The organism is Saccharopolyspora sp. 6V, assembly GCF_020176785.1.
Lineage (GTDB): Bacteria > Actinomycetota > Actinomycetes > Mycobacteriales > Pseudonocardiaceae > Saccharopolyspora_C > Saccharopolyspora_C gregorii.
Map to the genome: position 1 here is coordinate 26,691 of NZ_JAIUKB010000029.1, position 24,942 is coordinate 51,632.

General features: G+C 73.4%; 17 protein-coding genes. 7 read left to right on the forward strand and 10 right to left on the reverse strand.

What is annotated here, in order from left to right; translation table 11 throughout:
• Nucleotides 1–2: 2 nt before the first annotated feature.
• The 6 genes from LCD35_RS06565 to LCD35_RS06590 all read right to left on the reverse strand — a co-directional run bounded on the left by LCD35_RS06565 (nt 3) and on the right by LCD35_RS06590 (nt 8,346).
• A complete protein-coding gene (locus tag LCD35_RS06565; protein ID WP_224978069.1) occupies nt 3–845 on the reverse strand; it encodes a hypothetical protein in 843 nt (280 codons plus the stop codon).
• A complete protein-coding gene (sigM, locus tag LCD35_RS06570) occupies nt 842–1,450 on the reverse strand; it encodes an RNA polymerase sigma factor SigM (RefSeq protein WP_224967178.1) in 609 nt (202 codons plus the stop codon). Before sigM ends, LCD35_RS06565 begins: the two co-directional genes overlap by 4 nt.
• Nucleotides 1,451–1,563: 113 nt before the next feature.
• Complete coding sequence (locus LCD35_RS06575) at nt 1,564–3,141, reverse strand: protein kinase family protein (RefSeq protein ID WP_224967179.1); 1,578 nt, start codon at nt 3,139–3,141, stop codon at nt 1,564–1,566.
• A 406-nt stretch (nt 3,142–3,547) separates the two neighbouring features.
• A complete protein-coding gene (gene murJ, locus LCD35_RS06580; protein ID WP_224967180.1) occupies nt 3,548–5,464 on the reverse strand; it encodes a murein biosynthesis integral membrane protein MurJ in 1,917 nt (638 codons plus the stop codon).
• Between the two features lie 72 nt (nt 5,465–5,536).
• Nucleotides 5,537–7,771 (reverse strand): DUF6049 family protein, encoded by a 2,235-nt coding sequence (locus LCD35_RS06585; protein ID WP_224978068.1) that lies wholly within the window; start codon nt 7,769–7,771, stop codon nt 5,537–5,539.
• Nucleotides 7,772–7,788: 17 nt separating this feature from the next.
• Nucleotides 7,789–8,346 carry an NUDIX hydrolase gene (locus LCD35_RS06590; RefSeq protein WP_224957045.1) on the reverse strand — a complete coding sequence of 186 codons (558 nt, stop codon included), beginning with the start codon at nt 8,344–8,346 and terminating at the stop codon, nt 7,789–7,791.
• A 126-nt stretch (nt 8,347–8,472) separates the two neighbouring features.
• Here LCD35_RS06590 and LCD35_RS06595 point away from each other — a divergent pair, with 126 nt between their 5' ends.
• Complete coding sequence (locus LCD35_RS06595) at nt 8,473–9,957, forward strand: CCA tRNA nucleotidyltransferase (protein ID WP_224957055.1); 1,485 nt, start codon at nt 8,473–8,475, stop codon at nt 9,955–9,957.
• A gap of 286 nt (nt 9,958–10,243) precedes the next feature.
• Nucleotides 10,244–10,816 (forward strand): YqgE/AlgH family protein, encoded by a 573-nt coding sequence (locus LCD35_RS06600; RefSeq protein WP_224957047.1) that lies wholly within the window; start codon nt 10,244–10,246, stop codon nt 10,814–10,816.
• A 60-nt stretch (nt 10,817–10,876) separates the two neighbouring features.
• Here LCD35_RS06600 and LCD35_RS06605 read toward each other — a convergent pair whose 3' ends face one another.
• Nucleotides 10,877–11,269 carry an SdpI family protein gene (locus LCD35_RS06605; protein WP_224957049.1) on the reverse strand — a complete coding sequence of 131 codons (393 nt, stop codon included), beginning with the start codon at nt 11,267–11,269 and terminating at the stop codon, nt 10,877–10,879.
• 230 nt (nt 11,270–11,499) lie between these two features.
• Here LCD35_RS06605 and leuS point away from each other — a divergent pair, with 230 nt between their 5' ends.
• From leuS to LCD35_RS06620, 3 genes are all read left to right on the forward strand, one after another.
• The gene (gene leuS, locus LCD35_RS06610; RefSeq protein ID WP_224957051.1) at nt 11,500–14,415 is read left to right on the forward strand and encodes a leucine--tRNA ligase; all 2,916 of its coding nucleotides are present in this window, start codon (nt 11,500–11,502) and stop codon (nt 14,413–14,415) included.
• Nucleotides 14,416–14,627: 212 nt separating this feature from the next.
• Complete coding sequence (locus tag LCD35_RS06615) at nt 14,628–16,589, forward strand: acyl-CoA dehydrogenase (RefSeq protein ID WP_224957053.1); 1,962 nt, start codon at nt 14,628–14,630, stop codon at nt 16,587–16,589.
• A 287-nt stretch (nt 16,590–16,876) separates the two neighbouring features.
• A complete protein-coding gene (locus LCD35_RS06620) occupies nt 16,877–17,296 on the forward strand; it encodes a CAP domain-containing protein (RefSeq protein WP_308011295.1) in 420 nt (139 codons plus the stop codon).
• A gap of 330 nt (nt 17,297–17,626) precedes the next feature.
• Here the strand turns inward: LCD35_RS06620 and LCD35_RS06625 are convergent, their stop codons facing one another.
• The gene (locus tag LCD35_RS06625; RefSeq protein ID WP_224957058.1) at nt 17,627–18,130 is read right to left on the reverse strand and encodes a DUF4232 domain-containing protein; all 504 of its coding nucleotides are present in this window, start codon (nt 18,128–18,130) and stop codon (nt 17,627–17,629) included.
• 136 nt (nt 18,131–18,266) lie between these two features.
• Entirely contained in the window at nt 18,267–18,995 is a 729-nt protein-coding gene (locus LCD35_RS06630) for a TetR/AcrR family transcriptional regulator (RefSeq protein WP_224957060.1), read from the reverse strand.
• 347 nt (nt 18,996–19,342) lie between these two features.
• On the opposite strand from LCD35_RS06630, the gene LCD35_RS06635 reads away from it, so the two are divergent.
• Entirely contained in the window at nt 19,343–19,666 is a 324-nt protein-coding gene (locus LCD35_RS06635; RefSeq protein ID WP_224957062.1) for a glutaredoxin domain-containing protein, read from the forward strand.
• A gap of 682 nt (nt 19,667–20,348) precedes the next feature.
• Here LCD35_RS06635 and LCD35_RS06640 read toward each other — a convergent pair.
• Nucleotides 20,349–22,445, reverse strand: a complete 2,097-nt coding sequence (locus LCD35_RS06640) for a DUF2339 domain-containing protein (RefSeq protein WP_225043905.1) — start codon at nt 22,443–22,445, stop codon at nt 20,349–20,351.
• A 772-nt stretch (nt 22,446–23,217) separates the two neighbouring features.
• Here LCD35_RS06640 and LCD35_RS06645 point away from each other — a divergent pair.
• Nucleotides 23,218–24,855, forward strand: coding sequence for a phosphoenolpyruvate--protein phosphotransferase (locus LCD35_RS06645; RefSeq protein ID WP_225043906.1), 1,638 nt, complete (start codon nt 23,218–23,220; stop codon nt 24,853–24,855).
• The last annotated feature ends 87 nt before the right edge of the window (nt 24,856–24,942 follow it).

Sequence of the window (24,942 nt, forward strand, 5' to 3'; positions counted from 1 at the left end):
GGTCAGCCGCCGAGGGTGCTGTCGGAGATCGTGGCCGGCCGGTTCGGCCCGCAGTCCTGGCCGACGATGAGGATCCGGAACCTCCCGATGCCGCCGCCTTGCAGCACCAGCGCCCTCGCCGGCCGGCCGTCGATCGTGACCTCCCGGGCACCGAGCGGGTTTCCGCTGGTGACGCCGTTGGCCTGCAGGCAGCCGAGCAATCGCGCCGGGTCGGTGAGCTCCCCGTACTGCTCGGCGGAGAGGGCTTCGCCGAGGTGGTTGGCGGGCAGCGTGTCGCCGCCGCGCAGCGCCAGCGGTGGCGGGCCGTCCGCGGGCCGGGCGCTCTCCGGCCGACCGGCCTGCGGGGTGCTGTCGCCGCCAGGGACGGCGGTGCCCAGCACCACGATCCCGGTGACGGCGGCGGCCGCCGCGAGCAGGCCCGTCGTCCAGCCGACCCGCTTGCGCCTGCGGGCGCGGGCGGCGGCGAGGTCCAGCACCGGGGCGGGTTCGCCCTCCCCGACCGGTGCGGAGCCGACGGCTGGGGAAGAGCCGACGGGCTGCGCCGTGCCCGGCCAGGCGTCGAGTTCGGCGCGCAGCACGTCGTCGAGCCGGGCCGCGACGTCCGCGGGCATCGCGGGCGCGGGCACCTCCGGCGACGGCTCCTTGAGGTCGTCGAGGCCCCGGAGCTCCGAGCTCGTCGCGTCCAGCGCGGCGAGCAGCGCGCTCGCCTCCGGATCCTCCTGGATGCGCGGCAGGAGCCGTTCGGCCGTCTCCGGGTCCAGCGCACCCGCGTGCAGGTCCGCCACCAGATCCAGCGACCACGGTGGGCCTTGCGGCGTGTCGGGGCGCCGTCGTTCGCCGCTCATCGTCCCTCCCGTCGACACTTGGCGTTGGCGTCATCTGGGACGTTCGCATCCGCACTCGGGTTCCGCAGGTGCCCCAGAAGTTTCGCCAGCTTCACCCGCCCACGGGCGCAGCGGCTCTTCACGGTGCCCTCGGCGATGCCGAGCGCGGCGGCCGTGTCGGTCACCGAGTAGCCCTCGACGTCGACGAGGACGATCGGCGCGCGCTGCTCCTCGGGGAGGGCTGCCAGCGCTTCCTGCACGGCCATCCGGGTGTCCTGCTCTTCGATCGCGTCGCGCGGAACGGCGGGCTCGGCCGGTCCGGTCTCGGGCAGCGGAACCGTGGGCCGCGCCTGGCGGCGGCGGATCCGGTCCAGGCAGGCGTTCACCACGATCCGGTGCAGCCAGGTCGTGACCTGCGATTCCGCCCGGAACGACCCGGCGCTGCGGAAGGCGGAGATCATCGCGTCCTGCAGCGCGTCGGAAGCTTCCTCGTGGTCGCGCATCGTCCGCAGCGCGACCGCCCACAACCGGTCCCGGTGCTTGCGGAAGAGCGCGGCGAACGCGTCTCGATCGCCGTTGACGTGCGCCGCGAGGAGCTCGGCGTCCGTTCTCTCGGGGGCAGACACGGTTCAGCACTCTACTGATCGTGATCCCGCCCACGAGCACCGCGCCGCGGCGGTCCGCACCCGCGCGGGACCGGGATCGCGGTGATCCCGCGCGGGACGCGCGACGCGCCTGGTCAGGCGGCCGAACCGGCGAGGGTGATCTCGTTGATCCGGCTCTGGAACTTGCCGTCGGTCGGGGCGAGCTGCGTCAGCCACACGATCACCTGCTGGGTGGGCTGGGCCGCGTCGATCGGGATGGTGGTCTGCCCCGCGGACAGCGTCTGCTTGCCGAGCACCTGGCTGGAGTTCAGGTCGGGGCTGGTGCCGTCGGCCGCGCGGATCTCCACCACGGTGCCCGCGCTCGGCGAGTCGATGACCACTTCGCGCAGCGTCGTCGGCGACGCGAAGGTGAGCACGGCACCGGTACCGGACTTGAACCCGCTGCCGAACTGGTCGTTGTAGGAGTCGGTGGCCCAGGAGGTCGCCGGGTCGCCGTCGAACAGGTTGCCGAGCTTGCCGGGGCTGTCCGGCGTCTGCTCCAGCACGAACGGCGAGCCGCCGGTGACCTTGACCGGGACGGACTGCTCCGGGCCGGGCGCGGGCTGCTGGTTGCCGTCCTCCAAGGTCACGGACGGGCCTTCGGCCTCCTGGTTGCCCGCGACCAGGCCGATCAGGTTCGCGACGATCCAGCCGACGACGAGCAGCGTCGCCACGGCGAGCGCACCGACGCTGATGGCCAGCTTCTTGCGCTTCACCTCGTCCGGCTTCGGGTCCTGGGTGCTCCAGACCTCGTTGCTCTCCCGCGCGCCGCCACCGGCCGGGGCGGCCTGCATGGTGGAGGTGGAGGCGTCCTCCTCGAAGGTGGCGTGCTGCTCCAGCACGCGGAGCACCGCGGCCCCGGTGCGGACGCCGCCGGTGGTGCCGTGCGTGTCGGGGCTGCCGAGGGCGCGCAGCGCGACCGTGGACAGCTCCAGCGGCACGGTGGGGCGCAGCGTGCGCGGCGCGACGATGGTGCCGTCCGGACCGGTCGGCGCGGTCGGCAGCCCGTCCGGGGCCGCGTCCAGCGCCCAGCGACCGGTCAGCAGCAGGTACAGCACGGCGCCGAGGCCGCGCACGTCGTCGCTGGAGCTGGCGGTGGAGAGCGGTCCGGGGAAGGCCATCCGGACCTCGCCCTCCGGCGTCACCCGGATCCGCTGCGGGTGGTCGGCGCCGAGCACGAGCCCGGCGTGGTGGGCGGCTTCGACGGCCGCGGCCAGCGGCTGCAGCACGCGCGCCGCGGTTCCCGGCGCGAGCGGTCCGCCCGAGATGAGTTCGATCAGGTCGGTCCCGTGGGTCCACTCGGCGATGACGACGCCGAGCACCCCCTGCGGATCGCCCGGGGCGGGCGTGACGACGTCGAGCACCCGCGCGACGCCGACGTGGTTGAAGGTGCTGGCGTGCATCGCGCGTTCCAGCGTGCGCCGCGCGCTCGACGCCGCGTCCGAGTGGGAGCGGTCCCCGGTCAGGATGGTCAGCGCGACGTCGCGTCCGAGCACACCGTCCTTGGCCCGCCACAGTTGCGCGTCGCACCGGGGATCCGCGCCGACCTTCTCCAGCAGGCGGTATCGGCCGTGGTCGAGTACCGCCCCGGGGGTCAGCTGTTCGGCGTCGTCCGCCGTCGAATCGCCCGCGTCACGTTCCGGCATCGCTTGCCTGGTCGGTTTGCTGCTCACCTTCCCTCTCCCGCTCCTCCCGCTCCAGCCGGGGGGCACTGAACACCCCCTCCCCACGGGAGAAGACTTCCGCTCCGAGGGTACGTGACGCCGATGTCAACGACGACGCAGCAGAGCGGTGAGCCGCCCGATCGCAGGCCGCGGTTCCCGCACCCGGAGCAACACCGCCGGACCGGGCATCGCGCCCGCCCTGGTCGGCACCGGTCGAGCCAGGTCGGCGGTCGCCTCCGCACCCGGGTCGCGGGCGGGGCGGAAGCGGTGCCGCCGCACCGCGCGGTTCGTGCCCGGCGGGCGACCGCCGCACGCGCGACGAGGTGCGGAGTCGTTCGCCGGCGGTGCGGACCGGTCGCCGCCGGCGCGGCCGATCCCCCGCACCCGCCGCCGGCCGGTGGGGGTGCGGCGTCGCTCAACGGCGCAGCATGGCCCTGACCCGCCCGATCGCGGGTTCCAGTTCCCGCACCCGGAACAACGCCATCAGGCCGAAGATGACCGCGAAGCCGACGACCGTGCCCGCGAGCAGCTGCAACCAGCCCGTTCCCGACCCCGCTTCGCCGGGGACCACGGCGTCCACGCCGAGCACGACGCCCCAGGTCACGAGGCCGCCGAGGACCGAAGCCAGCAGCGTCTTGCCGAGCGTGATCAGGAAGACGCGCCCTTCGAGCCGCCCGAGCCGGTGGCGCAGCCAGACCTCGCCGACCACCCAGCCGACCACGAAGCTGAACGAGTTGATGAACACCAGGGCGTACAGGACCATCTCGGGGTCTTCGACCAGGCCGCACAGCAGCGCCAGCCCGACCTTGACCACGGTCATCACGACCATGATCAGCGTCGGCGTCCGGGCGTCCTTGAGCGCGTAGAAGACGCGCATCTGCATCATCGTGATCGCGTAGGGCAGCACGCCGAACGCCGAGACGGCCAGCGCGATACCGATCTGCCCGGCATCGCCGCTGCTCTTGCCGACCGAGAACAGGGCCAACGCCAGCGGGAGCCCGATGGCGCTCATGACGCCGCTGATCGGGAGCAGCGTGACCGTGGACAACCGGTTGCCCAGGGACAGGTCGGCGACGACCTTCGGGTAGTCGTGGTCGGCGGCGGCCCCGCTCATCCGCGGCAGGATCGCGGTCATCACGGAGAACCCGATGACGCCGTACGGGAGCTGCAGCAGCATCCACACGTAGTTGTACATCGACCACACGACGGCCCGGGTGCCGACGCCGCTCATCACCATCAGGCCGATCTGGCTGACGCCGACGTAGGCCAGCATCCACAGCGCGAGGCCGCCGAACTCGTTGAGCCGCGGGTCCCAGCCCCACCGCCAGCGGAACCGGAATCCGGTGCGGCGCAGCGCCGGGACCTGGATGAACGCCTGCGCGACGACGCCGAGGGTGACCCCGATCCCCAGCGTCAGCAGGTGCGCGTCGGTCATCCGGATCGGGTTGACGGTGAGTTCACCGGGCAGCGTCCAGTAGACGCAGATGGTGGCGATCACGACGAGGTTGTTGACGACGGGAGCCCAGGCCGGTGGGCTGAAGATCTGCTTGGCCTGCAGGATCGCGCTCATCAACGCGCTGATCCCGTAGAACAGGATCTGCGGCAGCAGCAGGTAGGCGAACGCGGTGGCCAGCTCCGGACTGGCGTTGCCCCCGTCGCGGACGTACAGCCACACCAGCCCCGGTGCCGCGACGACGGCGAGCGCGGTGCCGATCACCAGCATCACGACCGACAGCGTCAGCAGCCGCTGGATGTAGGACTCGCCGCCGTCGGAGTCCGACTTCTGCGCGCGCACCAGGACGGGCACGATCACGCTGGTCAGCACCCCGCCGATCAGCAGCTCGAACACGCTGTTCGGCAGGTTGTTCGCCACGGTGAAGGAGTCGTTCTCGACGCCGAAGCCGATGATCAGCGCGAGCAGGATCTTCCAGCCGAAACCGGTGATCCTGCTGATGAGGGTGGCGATCGCCATCGAGCCGCTGGCGCGCAGCAGCGACTTGCCGCCGCCACCGCCGCCGCCGGTGGGGCGCAGCACCTGGGTCTGCTCCTGGGTCTGCTCGGCGGCCTGGTCGAGACCCGGTTCGGGCAGCACCGCCGGGATGGGCTGCGTCTCGGCGGCGTGCCAGCCGGATCGCGCGGCGGCACCGCGTTCGGCGGGCACCGGCCGGGCCGCTGCGGGCACCGGCTGCTGCGGCCGGGGCGCCTGCGGCGGGCCACCGGGCTCGACACGCGGGATGTGCTGCGTCCGATCGTCGGCGGGAGCCGCCGGGCCGCCGGGACCGCCCGGACCCGCCGGGTGCCGCCGTGCTTCCGCGTCGCTGTCTCGGTTCACTGCCTGTGCCCTTCACTCACCGCCTGTGCCGGCTCGCGGGGTGTCACTCCCGCGGGTGGCCGGACCAGGATGTCAGCTCGGGCTGCGGTCACTTTCGGTGGTGCTGCCGGAGACCGCGGTGGACTCGGCGACGGACGCCTCCCCACCTTCCGAGGCGGGGCCCTGCCCCGCGCCTGCCGCGGCCAAGCGGGCCCGGCGCGCCCGCAACCGGCGCAGGATGCGCCGCCCGGACAGGATCACCAGCAGCGCGCTGGCGATCGCGGTGAGGCCGACGGTGAACGGGTCGTAGGTGTAGGACTGCAGCTGGATCCGCTTCGCCGTGCCCAGCTTCGTCCCGGCCTCGGTGGTGACCGCCACGTCGACGGTGAACTGGCCCGCCCGGTGCACCTCGGTCTCCAACCGGAAGTGCCTGCGCCCCTGCGCGGGTACCCGGATGACGCCGAGGTCGCGGGTCTCCAGCCCGGCCGTCGCGGGGATGCGCAGCCGCACCGACACGGTCACCGGCAGGTCGTTGGTGACGGTCATCGGGATCGGCGCGTTCGACGCGGTGAGCGTGATCTTCCCGGCGAACTCGTCGAGCCTGACCTGTGAGAGCACCCCGTCGAGGGTGTCGGTGGCGACCCGCACCCAGTGCCGGGCCGCGGCCGGGTCGTTGCGCCAGGCGCTGGAGGCGCCGCGCAGCAGCCCGTTGCGCAGCGGCGTGGTGAGCGCCGCCCGGTCCAGGTCGGTCGCCGGGTCCTTCTCGCTGGAGCGGTACAGGTCGCCGACCTTGTAGTTCTGCTCGGCGAGCTGGTCGAGCACCGGCTGCGGGATCTCCTCGGCGGCGTTCTCCGCCGGGTACTCCGGTCGCGCCACCGGCAGCGCCGCGTCGCTCTGCTCCGCCTCGCCGCCGCGCTCGGGCAGCCCCGCGGGGCGCACGTACCCGGCTTCGGCGAGGCCGCGCAGGCCGTCCAGCAGCGAACGCAGGTCCTCCCCGCTGAGGTTCCAGCGCCGCGGCGGCGCCAGCACCGAGGTCGCGCCGTCCTGGGCGCCCAGCGTGGCGCGGTAGGTGAGCGCCCCGAGCGCGTTCTGCACGCTGGCCGCGCCGCCGTCCTCCGGGGACATCGCCGTCGTCTCGCGCGGGCCGCCGTGGTTGGGGTCCAGCGCCCCGGACAGCAGCGGATCGATCGGCAGGGCCGTCGGCCCGTCCTCGAACAGCCGGGACGGGGCCGGCGAGCCGGTGGACGTCGAGGCCGGGTCGACGAGCACCGTGTCGATGCCGAGGCCGGTGAGCCTGCGGGAGATCGGCTCGTCCAGCGCTCCTTCGATGGGCCAGAGCACGCTGCGGCGCGGTTCGGTGGCCAGCACCTGCTTCACCAGGCTCGCGCCGTCCAACGAGCCCTTGATCAGGTCGGGCAGACCGGCGTGCTCCAGGGCGAGCAGGTCCGAGTCGGCGTAGGGCAGCGCCAGCACGCACCGCCCGGCGGTCGCCTCGCGCAGCTTGTTCAGCCACAGCTGCGCCGAAGCCGCCCCGGTGCCCTCCTGCGTCCCGCCGTCGGGCCGCCGCACCAGGTAGCCGCGGCTCATGGCCTGGACGGTGGCCAGCAGGTCGGGGTCGACGGCGACGCACAACCCGTTGCCCAGCGGCGATCCGGCGCCCGCGCCGTCCACCACGGACTGCACCAGGTCGTAGAGCCTGCCGCCGGGGGTGAGCGAGGCGGCGAGCGCGTCGTCGGCGAGCACGGCCCGCTGGTCCGGCGTGCCCTCCTGCTGCATCCGCGGGTAGTCGACGATCGGCAGCAGCACGGCGATCGCCGCGGGTTCCGCCGGCTTCGCGGGCGGGGCACCGGGCGGGGCCAGCACCGGCAGCAGGAAGCGGGACTCGCCGATCCGCGCGCGCCCGCCGTCGTCGGGCTGGCCGTTGACGTTGACCAGCAGCGGGAACGAGCCGGATTCGGCGATCTCCAGCGAGTCGGGCCCGGTGAGCGGCACCTTCAGCTCGAACGGGGCCTGCTGGCCCGGGGCGAGGGTGTCGATCAGCGGCCGGAAGCTCGTCTCGTCGACCGTGGCGGCGTTGCCGCGCAGCGCGTCCTGCACGGCGGGGTCCGACTGGGTCGGGTAGCCGCGCTGCACGCGGGCCTCGATGCCGTTGATGGTGCTGCCGGACCGGTTGGTGATCCGGCCGCTGATGCTCACCTCACCGGTCGAGCCCGAGACCACCGACGGCGTGACTTTGGTCACTTCGAGCTGGGTCGCGTCGGACCCCTGCGCGCTCGCCGTGCGGGCCGAGGTGATCGGAATCCCGCTGATCAGCAGGACCGCGACCACTGCGGCTAGCAGACACCTCACCCCGGCTCCGTTCCCGTGTTCCGGGGAGTCTTGCCGCTCCCCTGCTCGTCCGCGCCCGGCTGGGGATCGCCGAGCAGCGCGAGCGCGTGCCGCACCAGACGCCGTTCGTCGGCGTAGGCCAGCACCTCGTCCAGTTCACCTAGCGGCACCCAAGCCACCTCGGTGACCTCCACGTCCTCGTCCGAAAGTTCTCCGCCGACCGCGTCCAGCAGGAAGTGGTGCACCGTCTTGTGCACGCGCCGGTCGCCGGCGACGAACCAGTAGTCGATCGTGCCGATCGCCACCGTCACCCGTCCGATGATCCCCGTCTCTTCCGCGACCTCGCGCACCGCGGTCTGCTCCGGCGTCTCACCAGGCTCGATGTGGCCCTTCGGCAACGACCACAGCAGTCGCCCCCTGCGGTCGGACCTCCCGATGATCGCAGCGAGCCGTTCCGGCTCGGCGACCACCAGCCCCCCGGCGGAGGTTTCGTCCACGGTCCGCAGCCGCCGGCGCCGGCGGCGGTTCCGGCGCCCCGGCTGTGCGCCGCCGGAGCGGCCGGGCGACGGAGGCATGCGGCCGATGGTAATGCGATCAGCGACCGCACCGGTGGTCGAAGCGGCCCCGGAGATCCTTCGCTGAGCAGCCGATATCCTCTCCCCGTGGCCCCTTCGACCCGTGACGCCCCGGACGAGACCGACCTGCGCGCCCGCGCCCGCGAGGCCCAGCCCAGCGCGCAGCCGACGGAGGCCCAGCGCAGCGCGGTCGCCGAGCTGGTCGAGGCCGCCCCGGTCGTCGCGGAGCTCGCCGAGCGGTTCGCCGCCGCGGGCCATCGGCTGTACCTGGTGGGCGGCAGCGTCCGGGACGCGCTGCTGGGCAGGCTCGGCACCGACCTGGACTTCACCACCGCGGCCCGCCCGGAGCGGGTGCGGGAGCTGCTGGACGGCTGGGCGGAGACCGTCTGGGACACCGGGATCGAGTTCGGCACCCTCGGCGCCTACAAGCGCGGCACCACGGTGGAGATCACCACGTTCCGCGCCGACAGCTACGACGGCGTCACCCGCAACCCGGAGGTGGCGTTCGGCGACACCATCGAGGGCGACCTGCTGCGCCGCGACTTCACGGTGAACGCGATGGCCGTCGAGCTGGGCGCCCGCGAACTCGTGGACCTGCACGACGGCCTCGCGGACCTGGCAGGCGGCAGGCTGGACACCCCCGCGACCCCGCAGGAGTCGTTCGCCGACGACCCGCTGCGGATGCTGCGCGCCGCCCGGTTCGCCGCCCAGCTCGGGTTCGAACCGGCCGAGCGGGTGCTGGCGGCGATGCGCGAGATGGCCGACGAGCTCGCCCGCATCACCCCGGAGCGGATCCAGGCGGAGCTGTCGAAGCTGCTGTGCGGCCGGTACCCCCGCAAGGGCGTGGAACTGCTGGTGGAGACCGGCCTGGCCGAGCACGTGCTGCCCGAGGTGTCGGCGATGCGGCTGGAGATCGACGAGCACCACCAGCACAAGGACGTCTACGAGCACTCGCTGGTGGTGCTGGAGCAGGCCATCGACCTGGAGCGGGCGGCCGACCCGGACGGCGAACCCGACCTGGTGCTGCGGCTGGCGGCGCTGCTGCACGACATCGGCAAGCCGGGCACCCGGCGGTTCGAGCCGGGCGGCGGGGTCAGCTTCCACCACCACGAGGTGGTCGGCGCGAAGATGGCCCGCAAGCGGCTGCGGGCGCTGCGCTACTCGAAGGAGATCGTCGGCCAGGTCTGCGAGCTGGTGTACCTGCACCTGCGCTTCCACGGCTACGGCGACGGGCAGTGGACCGATTCGGCGGTGCGCCGGTACGTGACGGACGCGGGCCCGCTGCTGCCCCGGCTGCACAAGCTGGTGCGGGCCGACTGCACGACGCGGAACAAGCGGAAGGCGAACGCGCTGCAGCGCTCCTACGACGATCTCGAGGAGCGGATCGAGCGGATCGCCGCCGAGGAGGACCTGGCGCGGGTCCGCCCGGACCTGGACGGCAACGAGATCATGCGGCTGCTGGGGCTGCCGCCGGGGCCGCTGGTGGGCCGGGCGTGGAAGCACCTGAAGGACGCCCGGCTGGACCGCGGCCCGATGGAGCACGAGGACGCCGTCGCCGAGCTGCACCGCTGGGCCGCCGAACAGGGCATCGAGGTCCCCGGCGAGGCCTGATCCGCCGGGCTGCGCGGCGGGTGCGGAAGGTTGGCGGCGAGTGGGCTTCGCGACTCCGCCGATCGCACCTCCCGGCCGGGCTCAGGCGCCACGCGTCGAGACGAGCGTTCCCGATTCGCGTTCTCCCTGGTCAGCTCGATCTATTAATACTCAGGTGAATCGCTGAGCACGCAAGATTCACTGTTCGCAGTCGAGCGGGTCGATCGAGCGGTCGTGAGCGCCGGAAACCGCCCGCGTTCGCGGCACGGTCACGCCAGGCGGCTTTCCGCTCTGCGATCATGCGGGGGTGGAACCAGACGCGGAGGTGGAGCCGGGGACGCTGCTGGTGGCTGCTCCGCAGCTGCTCGACGTGAACTTCCGCCGGACGGTGGTCTACATCATCCACCACCGGAACGAAGGCACCCTCGGCGTCATCCTCAACCGGCCCAGCGAGGTCGCCGTCAGCGACGTGCTGCCGCAGTGGGCCCCGCACGCCAGCGAACCGCCCTCGCTGTACGTCGGCGGCCCCGTCGAGCAGCGCACCGCGATCTGCCTCGCCGCGCTGCGCGCCGGGGAGGACGTCGGCCGGATCAGCGGCATGGTCGGGGTGCGCGGGCCGGTCGGGCTCGTCGACCTCGACGGCGACCCGGAGGACCTGGTGCCGCGCGCCCGCGGCCTGCGCTTCTTCGCGGGCTACGCCGGGTGGGACGCCAAGCAGCTCGCCGGGGAGATCGAACGCGGCGACTGGATCGTGGTGCCCGCGCTGCCGGACGACGTGATCGTCGCGCCCGGCGCGGACCTGTGGGGGCGGGTGCTGCGCCGCCAGGGCACCCCGCTGGCCTTCCTCGCCACCCACCCCGGTGACGTGAAGGTCAACTAGCCCGGAACGCGAGAACGCCCGCGGATCGATCTCCGCGGGCGTTCCGACGTCGAGGTGGGGTCAGCCGCAGCAGCCGCCGGGGCAGCCGCCGCAACCGGCGGCGACCGGTGCCGGGATCGCCTCGGCGGCCCGGTTGCCCAGGACACCGCCGACGACCATCAGCGCGAACGCACCGGCGATGCCGAGCACCGCGACGACGACCGCGCTGGTCGTCGTGCTCAGCAGCGGCTCGGACACGCCGGCGAGGATCGCCACGGCGCCACCGGCGAGCATCGCGGGCGCCGCGACCCGGTTGCCGAGCTCGAACGCCTCTTCGCTGCGCAGCGTCGCCGGCGTGCGCACACCCACGTAGCGGTTCGGCGGCAGCTGGCTCCGCAGTCCGCGCCACCCGATGAACACCAGCGCCGCGCCGAGTACGACGAGCAGCGCGCACAAGACCATCTGCACAGCCATCACCTGGACAGGGTACGACCGGCCCCGTCCCGGCATCCGCGCGCTACCCGGTGGCGTTCGCTGGATCACACGGCGAGCAGGGGTTCCGATCAGCGGTGCCGCCCGGGATCGTCCGGCCACCGGCGACCCGCCGCGCGGCCTCCGGACGGGCCTGCGGAAAAGCGGTTGGGGGTGGGCGGCACACTGGGGGTGTGCGATCCGCGCGGTGAGCAGGGAAGGAAACGCGGTTGATGAGCGGCCAGGCAGCAGGTGCGACGAGCGAGCCGACGGGAACGTCGGGCGGGGGTGAGGAGACGCCCCGGTTCCGCTACACCGCGGAGACGGCGGCGCAGGTCGAGCAGCGCTGGCAGCAGCGCTGGGAGGAGCTCGGCACCTTCCACGCGCCGAACCCGTCCGGGCCGCTGAGCACCGGTTCCGAGCTGGACGCGGCGAACAAGCTGTTCATCCAGGACATGTTCCCGTACCCCTCCGGTTCGGGGCTGCACGTCGGGCACCCGCTGGGCTTCATCGGCACCGACGTCTACGCCCGCTTCCACCGGATGCTGGGCCGCAACGTGCTGCACACGATGGGCTTCGACGCGTTCGGCCTGCCCGCCGAGCAGTACGCGGTGCAGACCGGCACGCACCCGCGCACCACGACCGAGCAGAACATCGAGCGCTACCTGCGCCAGATCCGCCGGCTGGGCCTGGGCCACGACGAGCGCCGTCGCATCGCCACCACCGACATCGAGTTCTACAAGTGGACCCAGTGGATCTTCCTGCAGGTGTTCCACGCCTGGTACGACCCGGACGCGGACGGCGGCAAGGGCCGGGCACGGCGGATCTCCGAGCTGGAGCAGGAGTTCGCCGACGGCGTGCGCAGCACCCCGGACGGGCGTCCCTGGGCCGAGCTGGACCGCGCCGAGCAGCGCGAGCTGATCGACTCCTACCGGCTGGCGTACCTGTCCGAGGCGCCGGTGAACTGGGCGCCCGGCCTGGGCACCGTGGTGGCGAACGAGGAGGTCACGGCCGACGGCCTGACCGAGCGCGGCAACTTCCCGGTGTTCCGCCGCAACCTCAAGCAGTGGATGATGCGGATCACCGCCTACGCCGACCGGCTGGTGGACGACCTGGACCGGCTGGACTGGCCGGACAAGGTCAAGAGCATGCAGCGGAACTGGATCGGCCGCTCGCAGGGTGCCAACGTCACCTTCGCGCTGGACGGCTCCGCCGAGCGGGTCGAGGTCTTCACCACCCGCCCGGACACCCTGTTCGGCGTCACCTACCTGGTGCTGGCCCCGGAGCACCCGCTGGTCGACGAGCTGACCGCGGCCGAGTGGCCGGAGGGCACCCGCGACGGCTGGACCGGCGGCGCCCCCACTCCGGCGCAGGCCGTCGCCGACTACCGCCGCACCGCGTCGATGAAGTCCGACCTGGACCGCCAGGAGAACAAGGACAAGACCGGCGTGTTCACCGGCGCGTGGGCCACCAACCCGGTCAACGGCAGCCGGATCCCGGTGTTCGTCGCGGACTACGTGCTGATGGGCTACGGCACCGGCGCGATCATGGCGGTGCCCGGCGAGGACACCCGCGACTGGGACTTCGCGCAGGCCTTCGAGCTGCCGGTGGTGCGCACCGTGCAGCCCACCGAGGACCACGTCGACGGCGCCTTCACCGGTGACGGGCCGCGGATCAACTCCGCGAACCCCGCGGCCGGGCTGGACCTGAACGGGCTGGACCTGGACGAGGCCAAGCGCACCGTCGTCGACTGGCTGGCCGAGCGCGGCCACGGCACCGGCACCGTGCAGTACAAGCTGCGGGACTGGCTGTTCGCCCGGCAGCGCTACTGGGGCGAGCCGTTCCCCATCGTCTACGGCGAGGACGGCGAGCCGCTGGGCGTGCCGGAGAGCTCGCTGCCGGTGGTGCTGCCGGAGGTCGCGGACTACTCGCCGCGCACCTTCGACCCGGAGGACGCGGACAGCAGCCCCGAACCGCCGCTGGCGAAGGCCACCGAGTGGGCCGAGGTGGAGCTGGACCTGGGCGACGGCCTCAAGCACTACCGCCGCGACACCAACGTGATGCCGCAGTGGGCCGGTTCCTGCTGGTACCAGCTGCGCTACATCGACCCGGTGAACGACTCCGAGTTCGTCGACCCCGCCAACGAGCGGTACTGGATGGGCCCGCGCCCGGCGAGCCACGGCGCGACCGACCCGGGCGGGCTGGACCTGTACGTCGGCGGCGTGGAGCACGCGGTGCTGCACCTGCTGTACTCCCGGTTCTGGCACAAGGTGCTGTTCGACCTGGGCTTCCTGAGCTCGGAGGAGCCGTACCGGCGGCTGTACAACCAGGGCTACATCCAGGCGTTCGCCTACACCGACGCGCGCGGCGTGTACGTGCCCGCCGAGCAGGTCGAGGAGCGGGACGGGAAGTTCTTCTTCGACGGCGAGGAGGTGCGCCGCGAGTACGGGAAGATGGGCAAGAGCCTGAAGAACTCCGTCTCCCCAGACGAGATGGCCGACGCCTACGGCGCCGACACGCTGCGGCTGTACGAGATGGCGATGGGCCCGCTGGACACCTCGCGGCCGTGGGCGACGAAGGACGTCGTCGGCTCGCACCGGTTCCTGCAGCGCCTGTGGCGCAACGTCGTCGACGAGACCACCGGCGAGCTGCGCGTCACCGAGGAGCAGCCGGACGACGAGGTGCTGCGCGCCCTGAACAAGACGATCGACGGCGTGCGGGAGGACTTCGACGCGCTGCGGTTCAACACGGCGGTGGCGAAGCTGATCGAGCTGAACAACCGGGTCACCAAGGCGTACTCGGGCGCGGCGGGCACGCCGCGCGCGGTGGTGGAGCCGCTGGTGCTGATGGTCGCGCCGCTGACGCCGCACCTGGCGGAGGAGCTGTGGCAGCGGCTGGGCCACGCCGAGAGCCTGGCGCGCGGCCCGTTCCCGGCGGCCGACGACCGCTACCTGGTGGAGGACACCGCCGAGTACCCGATCCAGATCAACGGCAAGGTCCGCTCCCGCGTCGTGGTGCCCGCGTCCGCGGGCCAGGACGAGGTGCGCGCGGCGGCGATGGCCGACGAGAAGGTGGTCGCGGCGCTGGACGGCGAGGAGCCGCGCAAGGTGATCGTGGTGCCGGGCCGGCTGGTCAACGTCGTGGCCTGACCCCGTTCCGCACGAGCGGCCCGCTCCCCCGGCTCCCGGGTGGCGGGCCGTTTCGCGCTCGTCCGCGTGTCGGGGCGGTGGGCGGTGGCCGCGGGTCGGCAGGATCGATCGCGGCCCGCATCACGGGCGCGGTGGCGAGCGAGGTCACATGGTCGAGTTACTGGCGAGTAACTAAGCTCGGCGCCGACGGCACCAGACCTGTGGAGGCTGGCATGGACATCCCGAAGACCCCCGCCCGGTTCGACGCGACCGAACTGGCGACGCTGCTCGACGGGCGCTGGGCTGGAGTCCGCGCCAAGGTGCGCGAAGCCCTGGAGGGCACCGAACTCCCGCCCGGCGACCACCTCGACACCGAGGCCCACCGCGCGCAGACCCTCGAACAGCTGCACCTGCTGGTCAAGAGCGGCATCCCCGAGATCGGCTTCCCCGTCGCGCAAGGCGGCCGGGGCGACGTCGGCGGCTCCGTCGTCTCGCTGGAGATGCTCGCCGGGAACCTGTCGCTGATGGTCAAGTCCGGTGTGCAGTGGGGCCTGTTCGGCGGCGCGGTGCAGGCGCTCGGCACCGAGCGCCACCACGAGCGCTACCTGCCCTCGATCATGAACCTGGACCTGCCCGGCTGCTTCGCGATGACCGAGACCGGTCACGGATCGGACGTGCAGCACCTGCGCACCACCGCCACCTACGACCCGGCGACCGAAGAGTTCGTCGTGCACACCCCGCACGAATCGGCGCGCAAGGAGTACATCGGCAACGCCGCCCGCGACGGGCGGATGGCGGTGGTGTTCGCCCAGCTCATCACCGGCGGCGAGCGGCACGGCGTGCACGCGCTGCTGGTGCCGCTCCGCGACGAGCAGGGCGCGCCGATGCCCGGCGTGCACCTGTCCGACTGCGGTCGCAAGGCCGGGCTCAACGGGGTCGACAACGGCCGGATCACCTTCGACCAGGTGCGGGTGCCGCGCGAATCGCTGCTCAACCGCTACGGCGACGTGGCCGCCGACGGCACCTACAGCAGCCCGATCGAGAGCACCGGCAAGCGGTTCTTCACCATGCTCGGCACGCTCATCCGCGGCCGGATCTCGGTGGCGGGGACGGCGGGCAGCACCGCGAAGCTCGCGCTGGAGATCGCGCTGCGCTACGCGACCGCGCGCAGGCAGTTCGACCGCCCGGGCACCTCGGAGGAGACCGTGGTGCTCGACTACCTCGCCCACCAGCGCAAGCTGCTGCCGGCGCTGGCGAAGTCCTACGCGCTGCACTTCGCGCAGGAGCAGCTGGTGCAGACGCTGCACGACGTCTCGGTCTCCGGCGACGAGCGGGCGCAGCGCGAGCTAGAGTCCCGCGCGGCCGGGCTCAAGGCGGTGACCACCTGGCACGCCACGCACGCCATCCAGACCGCGCGCGAGGCCTGCGGCGGCGCCGGCTACCTGGCGGAGAACCAGCTGCCGCAGCTCAAGGCGGACACCGACGTGTTCACCACCTTCGAGGGCGACAACACGGTGCTGCTGCAGCTGGTCGCGAAGGGGCTGCTCACCGATTACAAGGACCAGTTCGACGAGCTCGGCACCGTCGGCATGGCCCGCTTCGTCGCCGACCAGTTCGTCGGCACCGTCATCGAGCGCACCGCGGCGAAGTCGCTGGTGCAGCGCCTGATCGACGCGGCGCGGGACGACGAGGACGCGGTGTTCGACCGCGGCTGGCAGCTGAAGCTGTTCGACGAGCGCGAGCGGCACGTGCTCGACGGGCTCGCCCGCAGGCTGCGCCGCGCCGCGGGCAAGGACGCCGACCCGTTCGCGGTGTTCAACAACGCCCAGGACCACGTGCTGCGGGCGGCGCGGGTGCACATCGACCGGGTCGTGCTGGAGGCGTTCGTCGCCGGTGTCGAGCGGTGCCCCGACCCGGCGACGGCGCAGCTGCTGGAGCGGGTGTGCGACCTGTACGTGCTCAGCACGATCGAGGAGGACCGCGGCTGGTTCCTGGAGCACGAGCGGATCACGCCGCGGCGCGCGAAGGCGGTGACCGAGGCGGTGAACGGGCTCTGCCAGGGCCTGCGGCCGCACGCCGTCGAGCTGGTGGAGGCGTTCGGCCTGCCCCGCCAGTGGCTGACGGCGCCGATCGCGACGGGCGCGGAGCACGCGCGGCAGGACGCGCAGCGCGCGCACGACCGCACCCTCGGCTGATCTCCGGAACCGGCGGCCCGCTCGACCTCGCGGTCGGGGGGCCGCTGTCGTGCGGTACCCGGATTCTTCCGGTTCCTGTTCGATCCGACACTGTTGCGTGGTGAATGAGAGGAATTGATCTACGCCCATATGGGTGAAAAGATCGGAACGACTTTGAGCACGGATAGTGTCTTGATCTGTGCCTTGGCGCACATATAACGGAACAATCTCACTCGCCTTGGGTAGCTTTCGGCCCCATGGCATGGACCAATTCGCAACGTTCCGTAATCGCTTCGGGTCTCGCGGCAGTGGCGCTCGGGGCCGGGATCGCGGTTCCGGCTCAAGCGTTCGCCGCCGACACCGGGCAGCAGCAGCGCGTCGTCGAGCTGGTGAACGAACAGCGGGCGAACGCCGGTTGCGGGCCGGTCACCGCAGACCAGCGGCTCGCCGAAGCCGCCACCGGGCACAGCTCCGACATGGCCACCCGCGGCTACTTCTCGCACACCACGCCGGAAGGCGTCACCTTCGACCAGCGGATCAAGAAGGCCGGTCACCCGTCCGCCGGCGCCGAGAACATCGCCCAGGGGCAGCGCAGCGCCGAACAGGTCATGGACGCCTGGATGAAGTCCGACGGGCACAAGCGCAACATCCTGAACTGCTCGCTCAAGAGCATCGGCGTCGGCATCGACGACGGCGGCTCGACCTGGACCCAGGACTTCGGCTACTGAGCCGACGATCCTGTCCGATTCGGACCCCGATCCGCACCACCCCGAAGAATGCGGCCTCGGTCCGAATCGCGGAGAAACCCGGTGGGGACCGGGAAGCAGGGGTGTCACACGCGCGGCCGGGGAACCGTTCCCCTCTCCCGGTCCCCCGGCCGCGCACCCCGCTGCCGAACCCGCCTCGCGCCGAGCCTGGCGGAACCCCGGTTGGCCGTCCCGCTGCGGGAACGTTCACCGGTGGCCGCGCCACGGGCGACGGCGCCGTGCTCGCACGGATCCCGTCGAGAACCCGCGGGTGGTTCGTGCTCCGGCGGCCCGCGGCTGCGAGGGCCCTCGTCAGCTCACCGCCGGGCCGATGTCGCCGACGTGGAGGGGGCCGTCGATCGCGCTCGGCCAGTCGACGCCGATCCCGCCGCCCTGCGGCAGGGTGAGCTGGGCCGTCGAGACCGGGATCGGGTCGGAGGACTCCGGCGGGGTGGCCACGTAGGCGACGCCGGGGTGCTGCTCGTCGATCGTGTACCGCTGCGCGGAACCCGGCTCGGGGCTGATCACCTCGACGGGCTGCTGCGCCTCTCCGTCGAAGAAGATCAGGGACGACGGCGCGCCCTCGACCTCGCAGGACACCCCGGGCTTCGCCGCGAAGGTGATAGCGAACAGCCGCCCGTCGTCCGGCGCGTGGCCCTCCGCCACCGAGACGTCCAGGTCACCCGGCGTGCACCAGGGGTACTCGGGGGCGTCCGCGGCGGCTGCCGCGCCCGCGGTGAGCAGCGCACCTCCGCCGACCAGGGCGCTGAGCGCGGTGGCGGTGGCGACGCGGCGGAACTTCGCGGTGCTGAGCATGTGGTGCCTCCTGGCGGTCGTCGTGTTCCTCGACCACAAGACGCGCGGCACCGGCCGAGGATGCCCCCGGCCGGGCAGGAGTGAGATCCCGGACCGGCGGGCAACCGGATCGCGCCGCGGAGCGTTCTCGCCCGGATCAGGCGATGCCGATCTCCGCGGCCAGCTCGTCGAGCTGCGACTCGTACAAGCGGTCCGAGTTGACCAGCGCGAACGGGAACCGCCCGAACACCTCCAGCGCCACGTGCCCGTACAACCGCACCCACCAGCGCAGCAGCACGAACACCGCATCGGTGTCGTAGGCGCTCTCGGGGACGTCCTCGGCGAAGGCGTGCGCGAGGGCCCGCTGGTTGGCGGCGAGCTCGGCCTGCAGGTCGGCGGGCGCGGCGTCGTGCCGCACGAGCGTGGTCGCTTCGACCATGAGCGGCCCGATGACGCTCATGAACACCCCGGCGAACCGGTCGTCCGAGCCGTCGCCGCGCGCCGACGCACCCGGTTCGCCGGTCTCGTCGGACCGCGTGGCGAACACCAGCGCGAACTCCTTCGGGTGGGCGAGCGCCCAGCGGCGGAACCCGTGGCAGACCGCGTTGAGCTTGCCGCGGAAATCAGCCGGGTCCACCTGCTCCAGCCGTTCGTTGAGCTCGTCGACCAGGTCGGTGCAGACGTCGTCGCCGAGCCTGCGCAGCAGGTCTTCCCGCGAGTCGTAGTAGCGGTACAGCGCGGGCGCGGTGATGCCGAGCTCGCGGGCGATGGCGCGCAACGTCACCGCGTCCCGCCCCTGCGCGATGAGCAGGGCGCGCGCGTGTTCGAGGATCTCCAGATCGGTGGCCGCACGGATGCGTTCGCGCCGGGTGCCCTGGCTCGTCATGCGGTCGCTCCATCGAGTGCTGCCGCTGGTGCTGGCGCTGCGGCGCGGATCGGGACGTCACGGGCACCGTAACGGGTCGTAGCGGCCGGACCGGTGGAACGCCCGTTTCGGTGATCAGGAATAAGCCGAGCGGCGGTGGCGTTGCGCGGTGGAGGCCAGTGGATCACTCGTCGGTGATCGCCCGACCGTGGGAGCGGGCCCGGGCCACCCGGGAACCGGAGCGCCGGGCTCGGGAACGCCGTTCCCGGTGGACGCGGTCGCGTCGGAAGCCGGGGACGCGGGGACCACTGCGCGCACGAGAACATCACGGCAACGGGCTCCGGCCCGGAAGCAGGGAGGTGCGGCCGATGGGCGCCGCGGAGCTGATCGTCTACACCAGGCCGGGTTGCCCGTTCTGCACGTCGCTGCGGGCTGGCCTGCGGCGCCAGGGCCTGGAGTACCGGGACGTCGACATCTGGCAGGAGCAGGACGCGGCCGCGGTGGTCCGCTCGATCGCCGACGGCAACGAGACGGTGCCGACGGTCGTGCTGGGCGACTGGACGGCGGTGAACCCGTCGGCGGGGCAGGTGCTGGACGCGGTGCGCGAGCACGCCCCCGAGCTGCTGCCGGACCACAAGCCCGGTCCCGTCGAAGGCACCTTGAACGCCCTGGGCCTGAAGCGGGATCGCTGAGCTCCCCGGGAGTGGGACCAGGGGCCGGCCGCACGGGGGGCGTCACGGCCGGCGCCTGGGGGTTGCGATCGCCGGTGGCGCGATACCGGCGAGCAGCAACTCATCCAGTCTGACGCGCGGCCGCGTCGCGCGGATGCCACTTGGTCGAGAACTACCCCCGAAAGGGTGGGAACGTTCCGGAGTTCGGTGGTTGGAGTTGCGGCGAACGCTGCGCGGGGGACGTGATCCGGGAGTCGCCGGGCCTCATGCCGATTTGTCGACATGTCGCCGTCTCGACTCATCGACGTCTTGACTCGGCGTCATCTCGACCCGGCGCCGTCTCGACCCGGCCCCGTCTCGACCCGGCCCCGTCCCGTCCCGACCCGGCCCCGTCCCGACCCGCAGGGCCCGTCTTCGACGGCCGTCTTGATCAGCGCCCGTCTTGGTCCAGCCGCTGTTTCTCGACCCGGCGCGGCCTTGGCCCCACCCGACCGCTCGACCTCGGCTCCGCCGCGGCCTAGCTCCGCCGTCGCGGCACCTGCCGGACGCGAAGTCCGCTCCGAGCGGTCTCCGCCCCGCCGAGTCGCTCCCGCCGAGTCGCCCCGCCGACATGTCGACACGTCGACCCGAGGCACGACCGGGCGTGTCGACGCGGCGACATGTCGACACACCGACCTGTCGCCGCGCCCGCGCCGACCCGCGATCACGCGGTGGCCCGCTCCTCGCGCTCCCCGACCAGCCGCGCGTAGCGGGTGCCCCCGGCCAGCAGCAGGAGCCCGGCCGCCAGGAACGCCAGCACCCGCACCAACCCGGACAGCGCCGCCAGGTCGAACAGCAGCAGCTTCGCCAGCGCGGCCCCGACGAGCACGAACCCGGTCACGCGCGCGGACACCGAGCGGATCCCGCGCAGCAGCGCCAGCAGCGCGGTCGCCAGCCAGGAGACGGTGATCAGGGCGTGCCCGGCGAGGAACCCGGCCGGGCCGGGCACCACCAGCAGGCTCAGCGCCAGCACCGCGCCGCTCCCGCCGTAGAGCACGCCGAGGGCTGCGGGCAGCACCGCGCGCGGGCTCGCCGCCAGCACGCCCAACCGGACCGCGGACCAGGTCGTGCTCGCGGCGGCGGCGCCGATCAGCAGGAACGCGACCACACCGGAGAGCACCGCCGAGGTCGAACCGGCCGGGAAGGGCCCGGCGGGGAACAGCAGGAACGACGTCGGCGGCACCTCGGCGACCAGCGCGAGCAGCGTTCCGGCGGTGCCGAACAGCGCGGCGCCCAGCAGCAGTCCCCTGCCGCGCAACCGGTGCGCGAGCAGCGCCAGCAGCACCGCCTCCGCGAGCAGCCCCAGCGACCGGCCGGAACCACCGGCGACCAGCAGCGTCGCCTGGAACGCGGTCAGCGCGGCCATCCCGCCCGCGACGGTGCCGAGCACCCGGGGCACCGCGCTCGCCAGGCCACCGGCCCACACCGCGCCCTGCGCCGCGGCGACGAGCACCAGCACCCCCAGCGCGGACCAGCGGTCCAGCAGCGGTGCGACGAGCAGGGTCGGGGCCCCGGCGGCGACGAGCAGCGCGATCGCGAGCGGGTCGCGCGGGCGGTGGCGCGCGGTGACCACGGCGAGCGCGACTCCCGCGCAGGCCACCGCCAGCGCGGCCGCCGTCGCGGGCCACGGGTCGCCCGCGAGCAGCGCGTGGCCGTCGGCGACGACCGCGGCCAGCACCGCCGGGACCGCGGAGGCGGCGGTGAGCCCGCGCCAGGACCGGCGCACCTGCACCGGCATCGCGGCGACCTTGAGCACGACGAGGAACCCGGTGAGCAGCGCGGTGGAGGCGGGTTCCGCCGGCACCGGGCCGAACAGCAGCGGCGCGCACAGCGCGCAGCCCAGCACCACGCCGACCGCGAGGGCCTGCGAGAGCCAGCGGTCGGCCAGCCACAACCCGAGCAGCGCGAGCACCAGGGCGGCGGCGAGCCCGGCCGGCGCGGGCAGGAACTCGTAGAGCGCGGTCGCGGCCAGCACGTCCAGGTAGAACACGGCGATGCCGGTGGCGGCCAGCGCGAACGCCCCGGCGGCCGCGGTCGAGCGCCGCCGCACCTGGAACGCGCACCCGAGCAGCACCGCGCCCAGGGCGGCGCCGCCCGCGGTCCGGCCGACCGGTCCGATCCAGCCGTGCTGCACGGCCATGACCATGAGCAGCACGACGCCGAGCAGCGTGATCGCGGCCCCGGCCCAGGCGAGCAGCCGGGTGCCCTGCCGAGCGGTCCAGTTCGCCATCCGGTCCAGCGGCGTCGGTCGCGGCGGGGGCGGTGGCGCGGTGCCGGTGAACGGGTGCGAGGCCGGGTGCAGCGGTGCGTGGTGGTGCGGGGGCGGAACGGTCGCCGGGTGCTGCGGGTAGCCGCCGCCGACCGGGCGGTTGAGCCACGTCAGCAGTCCGTCTGGCTGCGGCGGGACGAAGTGCGCGGCCGGTCCGGCCGGGGGCTGGGAGGTGGCGGGTCCGGCGGAGTTCCGCGCCGCGCCGGGCTCGACGGTGCTGGAACCGTCGTGGCTGCCGGGGTCGCTGGGCGTGCCGGAGTCGTGCGAGGAGCCGAGATCGCGGGAAGGAGCGAAGTCGCGGGGAGAACGGGATTCGCCGGGAGAACGGGATTCGCTGGGAGAACGGGGCTCGCTGGGAGAACGGGGCTCGCGCGCCGCGCCGGAACCCGGGGAGGGATCGGGGTCGCGAGGAGAACCGGGCTCCTGGGACGCACCGGAACCGAGGGCGGGGTCGGGCTCGCGAGGTGTCCCGAAGTCGCGGGAAGGCTCCAAGTAGTGGGGAGGCTCGGATTCGTGGGAAGGCTCGGATTCGTGGGAAGGGAGGGTTCCACCGGACGAGCCGGGCTCGCCGGAAGTTCCGCAGGAGTCGGACTCTCCCGGCTCGCCACGACCGGCCCCCGAAGACGGGGCAGCCCCCGCCGCGGGCGCGGCCGGGGTCTGCGTCGGTTCGGCGAAGCTGGTGTCGACGGGCTCGCCGGGGATCGGTGCGGTCCCGGTGCGGATCGTCGCCGTCGGGAGCGGGATCCGGTCGGGTGCGCCCGGTCGGGCACGTCTGCTGCCGCCGGGTGTCGGTCGGTCGGGTGGCGCGGCGAGGATGCCGCCGGTCGGTGCGGAGCGTTCCCCAGTGATCACGGTGTCACCTTCGGTGTTCGTCGTGGTTTCCCCAGATGCCGTTGCGCGCTGCGCGGCCGGACCGCGAAGCTGCTCCCCGAGCACGCCGAGTTCGGTCCCCAGCTCGGTGAACATCACGGCGATCCGGTCGATCGGATCGGCGAGGTCGCCGAGGTCGGAAGCGGGGCCTGCGATCGTGCGTGCTGTGCGCTGTGTTGCCATGAGCACACTCTGTCGGCCGAAGGGGTCCGGCGGGATCCGTACGGCTACTCATCGGTTACTCATCGGTCAGCTGAACCGCTGCTCCGTACGGGTACGTACTGGGTCACCGAATCACCTGGCGTGCCCGTTCCGGCGGTGCATTTCCGGGCCGATCGGATGAGCCCTGCCTACGATCGAGGAGAGGCCGCAAGAGAAGGGTATGGTCTAGACCATGTCGCTGTTCACTGGTGTCGGAGTCAGCTCCGGCCGAGCATCCGGCCCGGTCGCCAGGGTCGCCGAAGCCCTCCCCGAACCGGCCGCGACCCCGGCGCCCGCCGACGCCGCGGCCGAAGCGCGCCGGATCCGCCCGGCCGCCGAAGCCGTCGCGAACCGGCTGTTCGAACGTGCCGGAGTCGTCGGGGGCGAAGCCAAGGCCGTGCTGGAGACCACCGCCGCCATGGCGCTGGACCCGGCGCTGCTGTCCCAAGCCGAACAACTGGTCACCAACAACGCGCTCCCCGCGCCGCGCGCCGTGCACGAAGCCGCCAACGGCTTCGCCGACGCGCTGCGCAACGCGGGCGGCTACCTCGCCGAACGCGTCCGGGACATCCACGACGTGCGGGACCGCGTCATCGCCGAACTGCTCGGCGCCACCCCGCCGGGCGTGCCCGACCTGGACCGGCCGAGCGTCCTGCTCGCCCGCGACCTCGCGCCGGCCGACACCGCCGACCTCGATCCGCGGCTGGTGCTCGCGCTGGTCACCGAGGAGGGCGGCCCCACCAGCCACACCGCGATCCTGGCCCGCGCGCTCGGCATCCCCGCCGTCGTCGCGGCCCGCGGCATCCTCGCCGCGGCGCCCGTCGTCGGCGTGCTCGTCGGCGCCGCGACCGGCAGCGTCGAGACGTCCGGCGAACCGGTGCGCACCCGGGCCGCCGAGCGCGGGCGGGGCGTGGACTGGAACGGCGCCGGCGGCACCGCCGACGGGCACGCCGTGTCCATCGTCGCCAACGTCGGGTCCGCCGTCGACGCGCGGCTCGCGGTGGAGGCCGGGGCGCAGGGCGTCGGCCTGTTCCGCACCGAGTTCTGCTACCTCGGCGCCGACGAGGAACCCGACGTGCGCACCCAGCGCGCCGCCTACGCCGAAGTGCTGTCCCCGTTCGAGGGCAGGCCGGTCGTCGTGCGCACCCTCGACGCGGGCGCCGACAAACCGCTGTCCTTCCTGGACATGGGCACCGAGCCGAACCCGGCGCTCGGCGTCCGCGGGCTGCGGGTCTGCTTCGAGCGGCCCGGCGTGCTGGACCGGCAGCTGGAGGCCATCGCCGGGGCCGAGCAGGACTCCGGCGCGAAGGTCTCGGTGATGGCGCCGATGGTCGCCACCGCCGACGAGGCCGCCTGGTTCGCCGACCGGGTGCGCGCCGCGGGCCTCGGCCGGGCCGGGGTGATGATCGAGGTCCCGGCCGCCGCGCTCACCGCCGACGAAGTGCTCGACGCCGTCGACTTCGTCAGCGTCGGCACCAACGACCTCGCGCAGTACGTGTTCGCCGCCGACCGCATGTCCGGCGCGCTCGCCGGGCTCAACGACCCGTGGCAACCGGCGCTGCTGCGGCTGGTCGCGCTGATCGGGCAGGCCGGGCACCGGCTCGGCAAGCCCGTCGGCGTCTGCGGCGAGGCCGCGTCGGACCCGCTGCTGGCGGGCGTGCTCGCCGGGCTCGGCGTCAGCAGCCTGTCGATGGGGGCCGCCGCGGTGCCCGCCGTCGGCTCCGCCCTCGCCGCACATCCGCTGGTGGCGTACCAGAAGGCCGCGGAGGAGGCGAAGAACGCCCCGAACGCGGCCCGCGCCCGCGAAGCCGCCTTCGCCACCCTGCAGTGACGCGTCGCCGGGGGGGGGGGGGGGGCGCCGGCCCCCCCCCCCCCCCGCCCCCCCCCCCCCCGGCCGGGAGGCGCGGCGGGGCGCCGA